The following is a 17,244-nucleotide window of genomic DNA, read 5'->3' as shown; positions in this document are numbered from 1 at the left end:
GCTGAAACCCCGCCTTTATCTGGAGGCCTGCGATGAGCCAGGTAGAATTGAATTTCACGCGTGAGGAATATGCCGAGCGCCTGGAGAAAACCAAAAAAGCCATGGTGGAAAAGGGGCTCGATCTTTTGATCGTGACCGATCCGTCGAATATGGCCTGGCTAACCGGCTATGACGGCTGGTCGTTCTATGTCCATCAATGCGTACTGGTTCCAATCGAAGACGACCCGATCTGGTTCGGGCGTTCGCAGGATGCCAACGGGGCAAAACGCACGGTCTATATGCCGCATGACCGCATCATTCCCTATGCGGATTACTATGTGCAATCGACCACCCATCACCCGATGGACTACCTTGCCGAGGTGATCGAATATCGCGGCTGGGCATCGCGCCGTATCGGTGTGGAAATGGACAACTACTATTTCTCCGCCAAGGCTTTCCTGCAACTCCAGACCCATTTGCCAAACGCCAAGTTTTCCGATGCCACGGCCCTTGTGAACTGGCAGCGCGCAGTCAAATCCGAGACCGAGATTTTCTATATGCGGCAAGCCGCCCGCATTGTTGAAAACATGCATGAACGCATTTTCGAAATCGTCGAACCGGGCATGAAAAAGAACGAACTGGTTGCGGAAATCTTCCGTACCGGGATCGCCGGTGTTGACGGCATTGGTGGCGACTATCCGGCCATTGTACCGCTTTTGCCATCGGGCGCAGATGCTGGTGCACCGCATCTGACCTGGGATGAAAAACCCGTTCCGGGCAATGCCGGGACCTTCTTTGAAATTGCTGGCTGTTACCGCCGCTATCATGCGCCGCTGTCGCGCACGATTTTCCTTGGCGAACCCGATCAGCGGTTCCTGGATGCCGAAAGTGCCCTGATCGAAGGTCTTCAGGCCGGGCTCGAAGCCGCCAAACCGGGCAATGTCTGCGAAGATATCGCGATTGCCTTCTTTGGGGTCTTGCAGAAATTCGGCATCGAAAAAGACAGCCGCTGTGGCTATCCGATCGGGCTTTCCTATCCGCCTGACTGGGGCGAACGCACCATGAGCCTGCGTCCCGGTGACCGCACGGTTCTTGAACCGGGCATGACTTTCCACTTCATGCCGGGCCTGTGGTTCGATGACTGGGGGATCGAGATCACCGAAAGCATGATGATCACCGAAACCGGGTCGAAAACCCTGACCAGCTATCCACGACAGCTGTTTGTCAAAAACTGACCCTGAAAAACCGTTCCGCACGCCATGACATCGCGACATTTGCGCGGGTCATAGTGTGCGTTACCTGACGCCACAGCCTGACGACGACGGTCGCGAAGTCAGGCTTTTTAAGGATACGACCATGACAAAACCATCGCCCATCAGCCCGACAATCCCGCTTGATCAGGATGGCATTCACCACGGCTTTCTGAAGCTGCCCTATTCGCGTGATGATTCCGCGTGGGGTGCCGTGATGATCCCGATCACCGTGGTCCGCAATGGCAATGGCCCCACCGCCCTTCTGACCGGCGGCAACCATGGCGACGAATATGAAGGCCTGGTATCGCTGTTCAAACTGGCAGAATCCCTCTCAGCTGGTGAAATCACCGGTCGTGTGATCATTCTGCCCGCCATGAACTACCCGGCTTTTCGCAGTGCATCTCGGACATCCCCGATTGATGCGGGCAACATGAACCGCTCCTTCCCGGGCAAACCCGATGGTACGGTGACGCAAAAGATCGCCGATTATATCTTCCGCTATCTCGTGCCCGAGGCCGATATCGTTCTTGATATCCATTCCGGCGGCAAGACGCTTGATTTCATCCCGTTCGCAGCCGCCCACGTCCTGCCCGACAAGGAACAGGAAGCACGCTGTGTCGCGGCCATGAAGGCATTCGGTGCGCCCTATTCGATGATGATGCTCGAACTGGATGCGGTTGGCATGTTTGACACCGTGGTCGAAGAAGCTGGCAAAACCTTTGTCACCACCGAACTGGGTGGCGGCGGTTCAACCACGGCCGAACGTGTCGCAATTGCCGATCGTGGTGTGCGCAACATCCTTATTCATGCCGGTATCCTCAAGGGTGAAATTGAACCAAGCCCGACCGGAACAACCATGCTTGATATGCCCGATGACCGTTGCTTTGTCGCATCCGAGGCATCCGGCCTGTATGAGCCGTGTGTTGATCTGGGCGATAGGGTCAAGGAAGGCGATCTGATCGCGCGTATCTATGATGTCGAACGCACAGGCACCCCGCCGCGCGAATATTATGCCCCGCGTGAAGGCATCGTTTCGTGCCGCCATTTCCAGGGCCTGATCAAAACGGGTGACTGTTTGATTGTGATTGCCGAGGTGCTCTGACCATGGTCCGGCTTGATGAGCTCGATCTGAAAATCCTCAAAACCCTGCAACGCGAAGGGCGCATCACCAAGGTCAAACTGGCCGAGGCGGTGAACCTTTCGCCAAGCCCGTGCTGGGAACGGCTCAAACGCCTCGAAGACCTTGGCGTTATTTCGGGGTATCACGCCCATATCAATCTGGAAAAACTGGTCAAACCGACACTGGTTCTGACCGAAGTAACGCTCCGTCATCACCAGCATGATGATTTCCAGATTTTCGAACGCGCTGTTCAGGATATCCCCGAAATCGTCGAATGCTATGCGCTTGGCGGCGGGGTCGATTACATGCTCAAGGTACTGTGTCATGACGTTGATGCCTATCAACGTCTGATCGACCGGCTTTTGGTGTCCAATATCGGGATCGACCGCTATTTCACCTATATCGTCACCAAAAAGGTCAAAACCACCTCAATCACCCCGATTGAAAATCTGGTCGAGCCCCCCGAACGCAAATAAAACCGAACCAGCGGGCAGGATCATTTTCCTGCTCCGTCTGCATCCTCGCCCCAAAAAAGCGGTATGATTGTTCATATTAACAATTAACGTTTAAGGCGAATTCGCGGCTAATTGCGGACCAATTCGCCGCAATTACCGATAAAATCGCCGTAAATTTGCCCGCACGTCTGCGTAACCTTTCTGTCAAAATACACGGAGGTTATGCGTGCCTGATACTCGTCACTACGAAGAGTCCAACACCACCAATACCGGTGATCGCCTGTTTCTCACAGCTTCTGTGATCGGAATTGCCGCGATCAGCTTTGGGCTTGGCGCGTTTGTGGTGCTGGCGGAAGTCCCGCCGTACCAGTCTCTGAAAAATGCCTGGCGTGCCGGAACAGCACTTTGGGAACAACGTACCAAATATACCGATGTCGAACGGCTTGATTTCTGGTCACCGGCCCGCACCGATGAAGTCGGTGTCATCATCCACGACCAGGACAAGGCACTGGCTGGCCTGACACTTTATTCATCGGGCGATGGGCCGCATGCGGTTCTGATCGATATGGATGGCAACATCGTCCATGAATGGCGGATGCCGTTCAGTGCCATTCACGATGAAACATCGCCGATCGCCAATCCGCAAAAAGATGAATTCATGCATTGGCATACGGCCAAGATGGCGCCGGATGGCAATCTGATTGTCCAGTATACCGCGGCTGGCGATACGCCCTATGGCTATGGCATGGCCAAGATTGATCGCAATTCAAAACCGATCTGGAAATATCTTGGCACCGCGCATCATGATTTTTCCATCGCCGATGATGGGCGTGTCTATGCGCTGACACAGGAATTCCGGTTCAACACCTATCCCAATCGCAAACAACTCAGGCCGCCGCGCCTTGATGATTTTGCCGTGATCCTGTCGCCCGATGGCAAGGAGATCAAACGCGTCTCGATCCTTGATGCGCTGATCAAGTCCAACTACGCCAACATGGTTGATTTTGCCCCCTATTTCGCCAACGAGGACATCCTTCATACCAACACGATCCAGTTGATCGACGACAAAACAGCCGCCAACTTTGCCTATGGCAAGGCGGGTGACGTCGTTCTGTCCTTCCGCGATCTTGGCATCATTGCCGTTCTGGATATGGATGCGGAAAAGATCACCTGGGCCACCCGTGGGCCGTGGCTGGGCCAACATGACCCGGACGTTCTGCCCAATGGCGAAATCCTTTTGTTCGATAACCAGGGACAGTTTGCCGATCCCGATGCTGGGTTCTCGCGCATTCTGCAAATCGATCCGCAAACAAATGCCATTACCTGGCAATACAAGGGCAACGCCGATCAGAAATTTGACAGCAACATTCGCGCTGATCAGCAACGTCTGGCCAATGGCAATACCCTGATTACGGAATCAAGTGGCGGTCGTCTGCTGGAAGTCACCGACAGCGGCGAAATCGTTTGGGAATTCCACAACCCGATCCGCCGCGATGATCCCGACAATCCCGGCAAGAAACTCGTCCCCGTCGTCTCACAGGCCGAACGCATCAGCGATGCGCGTGCCGACCTGTTTCGCACTACCGCCCCCGCCCCGAATACAGGCACCTCCAACGCAGGAGAAGCACAATGAAACCGCAAATGAACAGCTCAATAATTCCGGCATCTAAAGCCAAACAATCCCAGACGTTTCTGACCATTGGCACTGTAACGCTTGCGGGCGCGATGATGCTGATTGCCTTTCCCGCACACGCCTATGTCGGGCCGGGTGCCGGACTTAGCCTGCTTTCCGCCTTGTGGGCAGTTTTGGCGGCAATCGTCGTTGCGGTCGGTTTTGTGTTGATGTGGCCGCTTCGCAAGATGATGCGCAAACGCAAGGCCAACCGCGCGGCAAAGCCTGCGACCGCCAACGCATCAGAACATCAAAATTCCTGAATGGGCAGGCAGATGAAATCAAACCGGATGATCCGCCTCGGGAATGTTCGCCATGGGATTATTTGCCATGGGACTATTTGATTGGCCCGCCCCGGCATTTGCCGCCCTTGATGACCTGATGGCCACGGCCATTGGTCCTTTTGGCCGGGTGCTGATCTGGGCTTTGATCTGTGCTGGCGTTTCCATGGTTTTATATCGCCTGATCTCGCCGCAAACCCGCATCAAGCAGGTAAAGGCCGAAGTCAAGGCAGCCCAGCGCGCCATGTCCGATGACGATGGCGAGGATTTCGGGCAGGGCATGCAACTTGCCAAGGCGCAGCTTGCCAAATCCTTCAAACTGGTCGGCTTTGTCATCGGCCCGGCGGTTGTGGCATCCCTTCCCGCCCTTGCCCTGATTGTCTGGCTGGACGGGCAATACGGATATAGCTGCCCGCCGCCCGGCGAACCGGTTCAGATCGACGTAGAACCCAAGGATACTGAGATCGAACAGATCGGCGGCAATCCTGATGCCATCACCGGCGCCTGCCCCATTGTCCAGATCCCCGGACATATCGAAGGACACAGCCATATCGTCGAGGCAGCAGCCCCCATTCCGGTCATGCATCATAAAGTCTGGTGGAACAGCCTGATCGGCAATCCGGCGGGTTATTTGCCCGATGACACCCCGGTCACACAGCTTCGCTTTGCCCTGCAAAGTCAGGAAATCCTCTCTGCCGGTCCGGACTGGGCCCGCGGGTGGGAGCTGACATTTTTCGTAAGCCTGTTGCTGGGGTCACTTGCGATCAAGAAAGGGTTTCGGATCGAATGACCAATGCGACCGCGAAACAGGCATCAAACAGCAATGCGTTTCATGTATCTGGCTGGGATCACTGGCTAAGCGGGCTGGTATCGCGCCACCCGCAACACTGGATCCGGCTGGGCAATTTCGAAACCAGACTGGCCGCCGACGCCATTGAAGATATCCGGATCGAAAAGCCGATATTTATCGCCGGTCTTGCCCGATCGGGCAGCACCATTTTGCTCGAAACACTGGCCGGGCACGCGGATGCGGCGACCCATCGCTATCGCGATTATCCGCCTGTTTTCACGCCCTGGCTGTGGAACCGCTTTGTCGATCTGGCACCCGGCAAGAAAAACGTCGCGGTCGAACGCACCCATGCAGATGGCATCAATGTCACCCCCGAAAGCCCCGAAGCGTTCGAGGAAATGATCTGGATGGCCTTTTTCAACAATCTGCATGAAATCGGCAAAAGCAACGTTCTCGATGGCCATATCAGCAACCCGGGTTTTGAACAGTTTTACCGCGATCACATTCGCAAACTGATCCATGTTCGGGGCGGCCAGCGTTATGTGTCCAAGGCCAATTATCTGGTCACGCGGATGGAATATCTGCTGTCGATTTTCCCCGATGCCCGGTTTGTCTTACCGGTGCGCGATCCGGTTTGGCATATCGCATCCTTGATCAAGCAGCATAAACTGTTCTGCGCGGGCGAAGCCGACAACCCGCGCGCCATCGCCCATATGCAGCGCGTCGGCCATTACGAATTCGGGCTGGACCGTCGCCCGATCAATACCGGCGATTTGCACGAAACCTTCGCGATCATGAAGCTCTGGACCAATGGCGATGAGATTGAAGGCTGGGCGCGCTACTGGTCCAACCTGCATCATTATCTGGCCGACCGGATGATCGTGAACAAGGATCTGGCAAAGGCGACACTGGTCGTGCGCTATGAAGACCTGGTCGCCGACCCGGCCAAACAACTCGCATCCCTGTTTGACCATGTCGAACTGGATGATGCCGGGCCCCTGATTGATCGTGTCGCGCCGACCATTCATGCCCCGGACTATTACCGGCCGAAATTCGATGAGGGTGAAATTGCCCTGATCCGCGACATCACAAAGATCGCCGCCAAACGGTTTGGCTATGACGCGGTATCTGTTTGATACCGCGTGACCCGGCCCACGCGAACACCGCCAAATAAAAAAGCGGGACAGGATCATCATCATCCTGTCCCGCAAGTTTGCTTGCATCTTCAGGGGTTCTCCCCGTCAGATCAGTGTTTGTCTTCCTTGTTGCCCATGGCGACATGCCACATATCCCACCCGGCAAGACCCACCGTCAGTGCCACGATCAACGCAAGGTCAAAGCGGGTGACATAGCCCACAAGAATGCCGACAAATCCGACAAGCACAGCAAAGGACAGAAGTGCCATGGCACGGTTCAAAAGACTGTTTTCCATTATGCGTTCTCCTGACTGCTGAGATGTGATTTCAACCAGTTGGCGGTCCGCATCAAACGCGCATCATCGCCAATGCGACCAACAAGCTGCACGCCCATCGGCATCCCGCCTTCTGACCACAAAAGCGGGATGGTCACGGCAGGCGTTCCGCAGAACGTCCACAACCCGTTAAAGATCGGGTTGCCGGTGGTCTGATGGTTGGCCGGTGCCGGGCCCGTGGCCGCAGGCGTGATGATCGCATCACAGCGATTGAACACTTCGTCTAGCCCGGCATTCAGGACCTTGCGCCAGTCAAGGGCCGCCAGATAATCGCGCGCCTTGACGTCATTGCCCTTGTCGATGGCCTCGAGGATTTCCGGCGACAGGTGATCACGGCCACGCTTTTCATAACCGTAATAATCCTTGGCCATTTCGGCAAAGTTGATCCGGGCCCGCAGGGCATTTGCATCTTCAAATGCCTTGGGCAACGGGGCCTCGAAACATTGATCGCCCAGCATTTCGGTAATTTCGCGAAACGCCATGATGGTTTCCTTGTCCGCGACCTCGTCAAATTGCGGCGGACGGACAAAGGCAAACATCGGCGTGACCAAAGGATCGCTTTTGGCGATATCGACCAGTCTTGGTGTCGGGCTCGGTTCTGTTGCCGGGTCCCCTGCGTCATATCCAAACAGGCTTTCGGCCACCATCGCCGCCCCGGTGATCGAATTGGCGAAAACACCAATTGTATCAAGGCTCGGGCTTTGGCTGAGAACGCCGGTCCGGGCAATCGCACCAAAGGTCGGCTTGAACCCGACAACCCCGCAAAACGATGCCGGTCGAATAACCGATCCACCGGTTTGCGTCCCCACGGCAAGCGGCACCATGGCTGCTGCCACCGCCGCTGCCGACCCGGCCGATGATCCACCGGGTGTATGATCCGGGTTATGCGGGTTGCGCGTTTTGGACGGATGCATAAAGGCAAGCTCGGTCGAAACCGTCTTGCCCATAATGATGGCACCGGCTGCCTTAAGCCGTGATACCAGAACCGCGTCTTCTTCCGGCACCCGCCCCTTATCAAGGACGGTGCCGTTTTCAGTCGGGATCTTGGCGGTATCAATCACGTCTTTAAGGCCGACAGGAAGCCCGTGCAACGGACCAATCGGCGCACCGGATTGACGCCGCGCATCAAGGGCACGGGCCTGGGCAATCGCATGATCGCTATCAAGCCATGCCCATGCCTGAACCTGTGGCTCGATCTCGGCAATGCGCGCCAGGCAGGCTTCGACATATTCGACCGCGCGCACCGCCCCGCTGGCAAGGCGGTCGCGCAGTTCGACAACTTCAAGTGTCAGTAGCGGGTTGATATTACTCATCTCATCCCTCCCTTAACGTGCGCCATAGAACAGATCTGGCAAATGGAACACGATTTGCGGGAAGGCGTACATCAGAACCATGCTGACAATCACCATGAACAGGAATGGCATGATCCCCTTGAAGATATCGGTCAACAATATCCCGCTGGGCGCCACCCCCTTAAGGTAATAGGCCGACATCGCCATGGGCGGGGTCAGGAACGAGGTCTGCAGGTTCAGCGCCACCAGAATACCAAAGAACAGCGGATCGATATCAAACAGCGGCAGAAGCGGCAGGAAGATCGGAACGAAGATGATGATGATCTCCGACCATTCCAGCGGCCAGCCCAGAAGGAAGATGATCAACTGCGCGAGCAACAGGAACTGAAGCGGTGTCAGGTCCAGACCACCGACAAACTCGGCAATCACATGTTCACCACCAAGATAAGAGAACACCGACGAGAACGTATAGGACCCAACAAACAGCCAGCACACCATCGCCGAGGTCCGCACCGTCAGATAAACCGATTCGCGCAGGCGATCAAAGGTCAGCGCCCGATAAGCCGCCGCCAGCAACATCCCGCCAAGCGCACCGATGGACGCCGCCTCGGTCGGGGTCGCAAGACCAAACAGGATCGATCCCAGAACCGCCAAAATCAGGAAGGCCAGCGGGAAGAACGAGGTTGCCAGCATCCAAAGGACTTTCGGCAACGGCACTTCCGGAATTTCCTCGGTAGTCGGACGGGGGGCTGCCTTTGGCTGCAACATTGCACGCCCCATGACGTACAAAAGATACAAACCAACAAGCGTCAGGCCCGGCAACAGCGCCCCGGCATAAAGCCGCACGATCGAAACCCCCGACGCCGCGGCATAAACAATCAGCATGATCGACGGCGGGATCAGAATGCCCAGCGTCCCGCCAGCGCAAATGATGCCCGATGCAAAGCTTTTGTCATAGCGCGCCTTAAGCATCGCAGGCAGCGCCAGCATCCCCATGAGTGTCACCACCGCGCCGACAATCCCGGTTGCGGTTGCAAACAGCGCACAGGTAATCAGGGCGGCAACGCCAAGCGATCCGGGAATGTTACGCGCCGCAATGTTAAGGGTGCCAAACAGCCGGTTCACGATATTGGCGCGTTCAACGATATAGCCCATGAACAGGAACAACGGCACGGCGGTCAGAACTTCGTTCGACATCACCGTGTATGTCTGGTTGATGAACAAATCGAATATTCGGTTGTTAAACGCCCCTTCGAACCACGTTATCACCGAGGTCAGGGTTTCGCTGTCCTCAGCCAGCCGGTCAAAGGCCCGCCACATGCGGCCTGCATCGAAATAAGCGTAATATCCAAACCCGATGCCAAGCGCCATCAGGGTAAAGGCAACCGGGAAACCGAGGAATACCAGTATAATAAAGATGCCCAGCATCATCAGGGCGACATGTGCGTCAATCACGTTGGCTGCTCCGTTCGGGGGCGTGTATCGCGTATGGCTCAGCGTTCTGGTTGATCTTGATCGTCATGGGATCAGTCTTCCTTGGCCACTTTTTGCTTCATCAGCAATTCTTCGGTTTCCTGAACATCATCATCTGCATTGCGCCAGTACCCTTCACGGATACACAAAATGCAGCGCATCACCTGTGCGATGCCCTGGATGAACAAAAGAATGCCGGCTGCGACAATCACTGCCTTGAATTGAAAGATCGGAACACCCGCCGGGCTGTTCACGCTTACTTCCCCATAGCCCCAAGAACGGGCGGCATATTTCCAGCCCGACAGGATCAGGGCGGTCACACCCGGGAAGAAGAAGAAGATATAAAGAACCAGATCAACCTTGGCCTGGGTTGTGGGTTTCCACAGACGATAAAGGAAATCGCCGCGGACATGCCCGCCACGAGACAGGGTATAGGCCCCACCCATCATGAACAATGTGCCATACATGATAAATGACACATCAAGCGACCATGTGGTTGGCGCATTAAATAGGTATCGCGATGCCACCTCATAGCTCATGCCAAGCGTCATGAGGATAATCAACCAGCCAAAGGCCTTGCCAAACCAGGCCGAAAGCTTGTCCGCGAATTCAATAAATCCAATCATGAAATCCTGTCCGTTCGCGTATTGACTGCTCCGCCAGCCAAAAGATCAGGCCAACGGAGCAGTCAGGATCATCAAAACACTGAAATCCTAAACAGGGATCAGAGTTTCAGTTTGCCCGGGAAGTAGTGTTCATAAGCGAGCTGATAATCAGGCGAGTTCATCAGTTCATAGAAGGTCACACGTTCGACCCAGGCACGCTGGCTGTCGAGAACCCGTTTCATGAACGGATCTTCTTCAAGTGTCGGGATCAGTTTGTCCCAGGCTTCAAGCTGTGCGGCCAGGATCTCTTTCGAGGTCCGGTGAACTTCTACGCCCTCATCCTGCAATTTCTGCAGATCCGAGGAATAGTTGTCCATTGCAAGCGCCGTGTTCGAAGTCGACGCCGCCTCGACAGAGTGACGCAGGATCGCCTGCAGATCCGGCTCAAGGTCTTCCATCAGGGATTTGTTGAACAGGAACTCGAAGCTTTCCGATGCCTGATGGTACGAAGACAGATAGTAGTTCTTCGCAACATCCTGTGCGCCAAAGCGCATGTCAGACGACGGGTTGTTGAATTCGAACGCGTCAATCACGCCACGCTCCATCGCAGGCACAATCTCGCCACCCGGAAGCTGTGCGACCGACATGCCCATCGACTGCAGAAGGTCTGCTGCCAGACCCACGGTGCGGTATTTGAAGCCTTCGATATCGGCAACGGTGTTGACCTGCTCCTTGAACCAGCCAAACGGCTGTGCTGGCATCGGGAAGCCAAGAAGACCAACAACATCCAGACCCATCACATCCTGGGTCAGTTCGCGATAGAACTCTTCACCACCGCCAGCATAGAACCAGCTCAGCATGGTGGTTGCGGAACCACCAAACACCGGACCGGTACCAAACAGCGATGCCGCCTTGTTTTTACCGTACCAGTAAACCGGCACGGAATGGGCGATATCAATCACGCCGTCATTGACGCCATCAAGAACCTGGAAGGCAGCAACAACAGCACCCGCCGGCAGAAGGTCGATTTTCAGACGACCACCCGACATGGCTTCAACACGATCAACATACTGCTGGGCAAAGGTCATCCAGATGTCGGATGACGGCCAGGAAGTCTGCATCTTCAGAACCATCGGTGCCGGCTGCGCGTGGACAGCCGGTGCGGCAAACATCCCGGTTGCCGCAGCACCACCCGCCACAACCCCGGTCGCCCCTTTGGTCAGGAACGAACGACGGGATACTTCCTTGGACTTCACGTCTTCAGATTTGGTTTTCATTTCCATTTTTCCTCCCAGATATACCGTTGTTTGCCGTCCACCATTGGCGGGAAACAATCGGTAACTGTCAGCCTTCAAAAGCCCCTGATCTTGATATCCAAGACCATTTTTGATGCGCTTGGTCCGTTCCGGGACCGCAAAAACGGCGCGCATTTTGTTATTGTTAAAGACTTCAACAAACTGGACGCAGGCAGTCTTCCCGCCTTCTACGCCACCCGGTCGCCGGGTTCTTTCCCCTGAAAATAGGCATCAAGGTTATCAAGTGCGCGAAACCCCATGGCATCACGCGTTTCTTCTGTAGCAGACCCTATATGTGGTAACAGAAAGACGTTATTCAACGCGCTAATCCGTTGATTTCCACCGGGTTCGTTGCAAAACACATCAAGGCCTGCTGCAAACAGCTTTCCGCTCTCAAGGGCGGCCACAAGCGCATCCTCATCCACCAGGTTGCCACGCGCTGTATTCACAAGGATCGCGCGGTCGGGCAGCATCGCAATTGTCTTGCTGTTGATGATGCCTTTTGTTTCTGGCGTTGAAGGGCAATGCAGTGACAACACGTCGGAATGGGCAAACAGGTCTTCGACCGTCTCGTGGAAAATCGCCCCCTTGGCCATATGATCGGGCAGTGGCTTGCGGTTGTGGTAATGGACTTCCATGCCAAATCCGCGTGCCCGTTCGGCCGCGACCTGACCAACCCGTCCCATGCCCAGCACACCAAACCGCTTGCCGGTGACCTGACGCCCGACCATAAAGGCCGGCGACCAGAAATCCCACTTCCCGGCCCGCACCATCGCATCTCCCTCGGCCCCGCGACGCGCCGCACCGAGCATGCACAGCATGGCAATCTCGGCCGTGGCATCCGACAGCACATCGGGCGTGTTGGTCACAACAATCCCGGCATCCTTCGCCGCGGCCAGATCAACGTGATCCACCCCGACAGAATGATTGGCAATGATCTTGAGGCGCTTGGGCAGTTCGGCAATGACATCAGCCGAAAAATGCTCGGAATGGCACGGCAGGACAGCATCGACCTGCTGGCACTTTTCAATGAGCTCTTCACGCGTGAACACGCGATCTTCGGCATTGGTCAGAACCTGATAGTCCCGCGCGGCGCGTGCCTGAACGGCATCACGCAATCGTCGCGTTATCAGAAGCTTTGGCTTCTCGGGCATGCGGACGCTCCCGGTAAATTCCCTGAAAGTAGTCTTATTTTTTATGATCCTAGGAAACACCTTTACGGAAAATCCAGCAATAGGGGATCAACCAAGCAGCAAGTCTTTTTCACTTCGTGGAAAACCATGGGGCGCATTACGCCGCAATCACGCGCGTAAAAGGCTCAACAAGCTTCTGATTCTATTCATTAAAAATTGAATTTATGGCCTGGATTTTGCCCCGCACACCAGTCAGGCCTTTCATCACCCAAAAGTATACATTCGCGTTCCCTCTTACGCAGCGTTGCGCAAAAGCCGTTCTGAACGGTCAGTATTTGGCGATGAACTGCCTTTTTAAGGCGCAACCAAAAAGCCAGCGTGCAGGCTAAATTCACTTTTCAGAATTTAAATTTTCTGCCCAAATACCCTGATCAGGGTCTGCATCAGGGGGCTTTAATGCAGGGTCAAACCAAACTCACAAAATCATCGTTTACCGCTGGAAGTCTGTTACTTGCCGCAAGCTTTTTGCTCGCAGGATGCCAGACAACTGATTTGACCAGTATTGGCTCGGATTTGCTTTCCAGTATATCAGGCGCTTCAAACTCCACCACATCTGCACCCTCAAGTTCGCAGAAGGTCGAACAGACTTCCGACACGAAACTTGCGAAATCCAAACTTCCCTGGGGTGCGCTGTCATTTCAGGTCGATCCCGACGGTCTCATGCCAGATTACTGGAACATGTATGTCACCGGATCGACCGACAATCCGAATTTCAAACCCTACAGCGCCACAATGGTCGCCCCCGGTCAGCGTCATGTCGCGCAATTATGGCCCGGGAACTATCAGGTTCGCGTCGAACATGATGGCGTTATTGTGTTTAATGGCCCGGTGAGCGTTGACGCAGGTACGATGGTCATGCTGGACGGAGAATACGGCTTGTTTAAAGACACAATCAAACAAACAAGCCAAACTCTGTTCTCTGACGTATTTCCCTTCGCAAACAAGATCATTCACATCGATATGCTTTACGGACCCATCGTCATTCAACGTGGCGACGGCTGGCAGCTTGAGTATCACGGTGAACAGGCGCGTGGTGAAATTCGCACCGATGGCCAAGGCATTGTCGGCATTCGCAAAAAAGGCGAAGAGATCGTCAAGATTACCAAGGCAGAAATCACACCGACCGAAATTTCTGGCAACTTTATCTTGCCTGACGGCGGCGAAACACCCGGCACTATAAACCGGGAAACCATGGATTTTAAGCCAAACGACACAACACGATGGGGCAACGGCAAAACCTTTACCGGTGACTATGATGCAGGCGTTCCCAAATCGGGCAAGCTTACGCAACGAAGTGGCTCTTACTGGGAAGGCGGTGTCAGAGGCGATAAGCCAATTGGAACAGGACGCTACACCAACACCGATGGCAGCTGGGTTGAATATTCCGACTACGCAAACCGTGATACCTATGTGGGTCTGCGCGATTGCGGCCCATCTGCGAATGTGAAAACCACATGTGCCTATTACAAAGGGGAAAAACTGGCCTCCGAAGCAGAGCTTGATGCCAGAATTTCTGCCGACAAACGCTTGGCCGAGATCGAGCGCCAGCGCCTTGAGGACAAACGCCTTGAAGAACTGGCGGCCGCCCAGGCCCTTGCAGAAGCAAGGGATCTTGCCGAATCCTTGCAGGCCGCAAACGAAGCTGCAGCGCCGCAAAAGCGCGATGACTGCACGACCGCTACCGGCACCTTCACCGCCGACAATGGCCTGACATCATACGACATGAATGGATCAGGCAGCGGCAGCGGGCATTTCCGCCAGCGTACGTATGGCAGCGAGTATCAATTCGACATCGACTTCTATTTCAACACCTCTGCCAACAGCATCAGCTTTGATTACGGCGAAGGTATTTATTCCGACGCTGCATCAGGGGCTATTCTTCAACGCACATCCATCCCAAATGGCAGTGCAAACTGCACCTTCAATGGTCGCGTTCTGACCATTGACGGCAAGGAATTCGTCAAGCGCTGAAAAAAAGAGCCGCAACCAATAAGGCTGCGGCTCAATGCCGACAGAGCGCCGGACGGGAAGAACACGTTTCAATGGTGAATTCGCGCACACGGAAATCCCCAGATTTCCCGATTGCGCGAAATGATCACATTTTGACCCAAACGGCCCCGTCCCGGCCGGAACGCACGACGGCTTCGACAAATTTCATGCCCTCAAGGCCTTCCTTGACGCCGGGCACCAACATGGCGGCGGCATCGGCCTTTCCATTGGTCAGATGCGCAACCAACTGATCGGCAAAATCGCTATAAAGGTTTGCAAAGCCTTCAAGATACCCTTCCGGATGCCCCGGCGGCACACGCACACCATGAAGACCTTCGGCCCCGATGCCTGCCCCACCGCGGGTCAGCAATTCCGGCCGTCCATCAAGCGGGCGGAAATGCATGTGGTTTGGATGTTCCTGCGCCCATTCAAGGCCGCCCTTATCGCCATAGATCCGCAGACGAAGGCCGTTTTCATGGCCAATCGCCACCTGGCTTGCCCACAGCATGCCGCGCGCGCCATTTTCATAGCGCATCAGGATCTGCACATTGTCATCAAGCTTGCGACCCTCGACGATGGCATCAACATCGGCACAAAGTTCGCTCGGCGTCATGCCAGACACAAAGTTCGCAAGGTTGTGCGCATGGGTGCCGATATCGCCAAGTGCGCCGCCCATCCCGGCCTTGGCCGGATCGGCACGCCAGTTGGCCTGCTTGTTATCGGTATCCTCGACCTTGGTTGCCATCCAGCCTTGCGGATATTCGACCTGCACCAGCCGGATATTGCCAAGCTTGCCATCCGCCACCATCTGGCGCGCCTCGCGCACCATCGGATAGGCGGTGTAGTTGTGCGTCAAGGCAAACAGAAGGCCGGTTTCCTTGACCTTGGCCGCGATCTTTTCGGCCTCATCGACGGTCATGCAAAGCGGCTTGTCGCAAATCACGTGAATACCGGCATTCAGCATCGCCATGGCGGCCGGGAAATGCAGGTGGTTGGGTGTGACAATCGCGCAGACATCAATGCCGTCTTCACGCGCAGCTTCCTGTTTGGCCATGTCTTCAAAACTGGCATAGCTGCGATCAGGATCGATAAACAGTTCTGCTGCCGAGGCCGCTGCGACATCGGGCTTGGATGAAAGCGCACCTGCCACCAGTTCATAGCGATCATCCAGTCGTGCCGCGATGCGATGAACGGCCCCGATGAAGGCCCCCTGCCCGCCGCCAACCATGCCAAGGCGCAAACGACGGCCAAGCGATGTTTGTTTGCTCATATCTGCCTCCAAAGTCCAAATGGACGAGTATTGCCCGTGATGGTGCTAGTCGATGCCAAGGATGCGGCGATTGGCCGCCTCGTCCGTGCCACCGTCGGCAAAGTCATCAAAGGCTTTCTCTGTCACACGAATGATGTGGTTTTTAATGAATTCGGCCCCTTCGCGGGCACCGTCTTCGGGATGTTTGAGCGCGCATTCCCATTCGAGCACAGCCCAGCCATCAAAATCAATCGCCGCAAGCTTCGAGAAGATGGCGCCAAAATCAACCTGCCCGTCGCCAAGCGACCTGAACCGGCCCGCACGATCGACCCAGCCCTGATATCCGGAATAGACACCCTGTCGGCCGGTTGGATTGAACTCGGCATCCTTGACGTGGAACATCCGGATGCGATCAGCATAAATGTCGATGAAATCAAGGTAATCAAGCTGCTGCAGCACGAAGTGGCTCGGATCATACAGGATGTTGGCGCGCGGATGGTTCTTTACGCGCTCAAGGAACATCTCGAACGTCGCCCCGTCAAACAGGTCCTCGCCCGGATGGATTTCATAGCAAACATCAACACCCGCCTCGTCGGCGGCATTCAGGATCGGTGTCCAGCGCTTGGCAAGTTCGTCAAACGCGGTTTCGATCAATCCGGCCGGGCGTTGCGGCCACGGATAAACAAACGGCCAGGCCAGTGCGCCGGAAAATGTTGCATGGGCGTTGATTCCCATATGTTGCGAAGCCTTGATCGCGGCCTTGACCTGTTTGACGGCCCATTCCTGACGCGCCTTTGGATTGCCGCGCACTTCTGGCACGGCAAAACCGTCAAACATCTCGTCATAGGCGGGATGAACCGCCACAAGCTGGCCCTGAAGATGGGTTGAAAGTTCGGTCACCTGCACGCCGTGCTGTGCCAGTTTGCCGATCACTTCATCACAGTAATCCTTGCTTTCGGCTGCCTTTTCGACATCAAACAGGCGCTTGTCCCAGCTTGGAATCTGAACACCTTTATAGCCGAGTGACGCCGCCCAGCGACCAATCGCGTCAAGACTGTCGAACGGGGCTTCGTCGCCGGCAAATTGCGCCAGAAAGATCGCCGGTCCCTTAAGCGTTTTCATCTCAG

At 55.4% G+C, this 17,244-nt stretch carries 16 protein-coding genes; 8 read left to right on the top strand and 8 right to left on the bottom strand.

All coding sequences use genetic code 11. The features are described from left to right. Positions 1 to 32 precede the first annotated feature (32 nt). The 7 genes from doeA (at position 33) to IT893_RS02660 (ending at position 6,686) form a co-directional block, all read left to right on the top strand. Complete coding sequence (gene doeA, locus IT893_RS02690; RefSeq protein WP_063086986.1) at positions 33 to 1,214, top strand: ectoine hydrolase DoeA; 1,182 nt, start codon at positions 33 to 35, stop codon at positions 1,212 to 1,214. Between the two features lie 121 nt (positions 1,215 to 1,335). Next, positions 1,336 to 2,334, top strand: coding sequence for a N(2)-acetyl-L-2,4-diaminobutanoate deacetylase DoeB (gene doeB, locus IT893_RS02685; protein WP_120225591.1), 999 nt, complete (start codon positions 1,336 to 1,338; stop codon positions 2,332 to 2,334). Between the two features lie 2 nt (positions 2,335 to 2,336). Next, entirely contained in the window at positions 2,337 to 2,828 is a 492-nt protein-coding gene (locus tag IT893_RS02680) for an Lrp/AsnC family transcriptional regulator (RefSeq protein ID WP_008890033.1), read from the top strand. 205 nt (positions 2,829 to 3,033) lie between these two features. Then, positions 3,034 to 4,440, top strand: coding sequence for an arylsulfotransferase family protein (locus tag IT893_RS02675; RefSeq protein ID WP_197146739.1), 1,407 nt, complete (start codon positions 3,034 to 3,036; stop codon positions 4,438 to 4,440). Positions 4,441 to 4,448: 8 nt separating this feature from the next. Then, positions 4,449 to 4,742 (top strand): hypothetical protein, encoded by a 294-nt coding sequence (locus IT893_RS02670; protein WP_252724060.1) that lies wholly within the window; start codon positions 4,449 to 4,451, stop codon positions 4,740 to 4,742. A 52-nt stretch (positions 4,743 to 4,794) separates the two neighbouring features. Further along, positions 4,795 to 5,550, top strand: coding sequence for a hypothetical protein (locus IT893_RS02665; protein ID WP_252724059.1), 756 nt, complete (start codon positions 4,795 to 4,797; stop codon positions 5,548 to 5,550). Continuing rightward, positions 5,547 to 6,686, top strand: coding sequence for a sulfotransferase (locus IT893_RS02660; protein WP_197146737.1), 1,140 nt, complete (start codon positions 5,547 to 5,549; stop codon positions 6,684 to 6,686). Before IT893_RS02665 ends, IT893_RS02660 begins: the two co-directional genes overlap by 4 nt. A gap of 110 nt (positions 6,687 to 6,796) precedes the next feature. Here IT893_RS02660 and IT893_RS02655 read toward each other — a convergent pair whose 3' ends face one another. From IT893_RS02655 to IT893_RS02630, 6 genes are all read right to left on the bottom strand, one after another. Then, positions 6,797 to 6,982, bottom strand: coding sequence for a hypothetical protein (locus IT893_RS02655; RefSeq protein WP_008890028.1), 186 nt, complete (start codon positions 6,980 to 6,982; stop codon positions 6,797 to 6,799). After that, complete coding sequence (locus IT893_RS02650) at positions 6,982 to 8,334, bottom strand: amidase (RefSeq protein ID WP_197146736.1); 1,353 nt, start codon at positions 8,332 to 8,334, stop codon at positions 6,982 to 6,984. Before IT893_RS02650 ends, IT893_RS02655 begins: the two co-directional genes overlap by 1 nt. Before the next feature lie 12 nt (positions 8,335 to 8,346). After that, positions 8,347 to 9,768, bottom strand: a complete 1,422-nt coding sequence (locus IT893_RS02645) for a TRAP transporter large permease subunit (RefSeq protein WP_120225598.1) — start codon at positions 9,766 to 9,768, stop codon at positions 8,347 to 8,349. A gap of 71 nt (positions 9,769 to 9,839) precedes the next feature. Next, the gene (locus IT893_RS02640) at positions 9,840 to 10,412 is read right to left on the bottom strand and encodes a TRAP transporter small permease subunit (RefSeq protein ID WP_008890025.1); all 573 of its coding nucleotides are present in this window, start codon (positions 10,410 to 10,412) and stop codon (positions 9,840 to 9,842) included. 98 nt (positions 10,413 to 10,510) lie between these two features. Further along, the gene (locus IT893_RS02635) at positions 10,511 to 11,668 is read right to left on the bottom strand and encodes a TRAP transporter substrate-binding protein (protein ID WP_040823277.1); all 1,158 of its coding nucleotides are present in this window, start codon (positions 11,666 to 11,668) and stop codon (positions 10,511 to 10,513) included. Between the two features lie 206 nt (positions 11,669 to 11,874). Then, positions 11,875 to 12,840, bottom strand: coding sequence for a D-glycerate dehydrogenase (locus IT893_RS02630; RefSeq protein ID WP_197146735.1), 966 nt, complete (start codon positions 12,838 to 12,840; stop codon positions 11,875 to 11,877). Positions 12,841 to 13,275: 435 nt separating this feature from the next. Between IT893_RS02630 and IT893_RS02625 the strand changes: the two genes are divergently transcribed. Further along, positions 13,276 to 14,850: a hypothetical protein gene (locus IT893_RS02625; protein ID WP_197146734.1), complete on the top strand. Its 1,575-nt coding sequence runs from the start codon at positions 13,276 to 13,278 to the stop codon at positions 14,848 to 14,850. A 124-nt stretch (positions 14,851 to 14,974) separates the two neighbouring features. On the opposite strand, the gene IT893_RS02620 is transcribed toward IT893_RS02625, so the two are convergent. Then, positions 14,975 to 16,138 (bottom strand): Gfo/Idh/MocA family protein, encoded by a 1,164-nt coding sequence (locus IT893_RS02620; protein WP_197146733.1) that lies wholly within the window; start codon positions 16,136 to 16,138, stop codon positions 14,975 to 14,977. A 45-nt stretch (positions 16,139 to 16,183) separates the two neighbouring features. Beyond that, entirely contained in the window at positions 16,184 to 17,239 is a 1,056-nt protein-coding gene (locus IT893_RS02615; RefSeq protein WP_197146732.1) for a sugar phosphate isomerase/epimerase, read from the bottom strand. Positions 17,240 to 17,244 lie beyond the last annotated feature (5 nt).

Origin of the sequence: Thalassospira sp. A40-3, from assembly GCF_015871485.1 — a bacterium.
Classification (GTDB): domain Bacteria; phylum Pseudomonadota; class Alphaproteobacteria; order Rhodospirillales; family Thalassospiraceae; genus Thalassospira; species Thalassospira tepidiphila.
Note: the sequence above shows the minus strand (reverse complement) of the source record. Positions and strands in the feature narration are given on the sequence as shown.

Coding starts and splice junctions, on each gene's coding strand:
- doeB (WP_120225591.1), top strand. CDS start 1,336: ATGACAAAACCATCGCCCATCAGCCCGACAATCCCGCTTGATCAGGAT.
- IT893_RS02615 (WP_197146732.1), bottom strand. CDS start 17,239: ATGAAAACGCTTAAGGGACCGGCGATCTTTCTGGCGCAATTTGCCGGC.
- IT893_RS02680 (WP_008890033.1), top strand. CDS start 2,337: ATGGTCCGGCTTGATGAGCTCGATCTGAAAATCCTCAAAACCCTGCAA.
- IT893_RS02620 (WP_197146733.1), bottom strand. CDS start 16,138: ATGAGCAAACAAACATCGCTTGGCCGTCGTTTGCGCCTTGGCATGGTT.
- IT893_RS02635 (WP_040823277.1), bottom strand. CDS start 11,668: ATGAAAACCAAATCTGAAGACGTGAAGTCCAAGGAAGTATCCCGTCGT.
- IT893_RS02640 (WP_008890025.1), bottom strand. CDS start 10,412: ATGATTGGATTTATTGAATTCGCGGACAAGCTTTCGGCCTGGTTTGGC.
- IT893_RS02650 (WP_197146736.1), bottom strand. CDS start 8,334: ATGAGTAATATCAACCCGCTACTGACACTTGAAGTTGTCGAACTGCGC.
- IT893_RS02655 (WP_008890028.1), bottom strand. CDS start 6,982: ATGGAAAACAGTCTTTTGAACCGTGCCATGGCACTTCTGTCCTTTGCT.
- IT893_RS02630 (WP_197146735.1), bottom strand. CDS start 12,840: ATGCCCGAGAAGCCAAAGCTTCTGATAACGCGACGATTGCGTGATGCC.
- IT893_RS02660 (WP_197146737.1), top strand. CDS start 5,547: ATGACCAATGCGACCGCGAAACAGGCATCAAACAGCAATGCGTTTCAT.
- IT893_RS02670 (WP_252724060.1), top strand. CDS start 4,449: ATGAACAGCTCAATAATTCCGGCATCTAAAGCCAAACAATCCCAGACG.
- IT893_RS02665 (WP_252724059.1), top strand. CDS start 4,795: ATGGGATTATTTGCCATGGGACTATTTGATTGGCCCGCCCCGGCATTT.
- IT893_RS02625 (WP_197146734.1), top strand. CDS start 13,276: ATGCAGGGTCAAACCAAACTCACAAAATCATCGTTTACCGCTGGAAGT.
- doeA (WP_063086986.1), top strand. CDS start 33: ATGAGCCAGGTAGAATTGAATTTCACGCGTGAGGAATATGCCGAGCGC.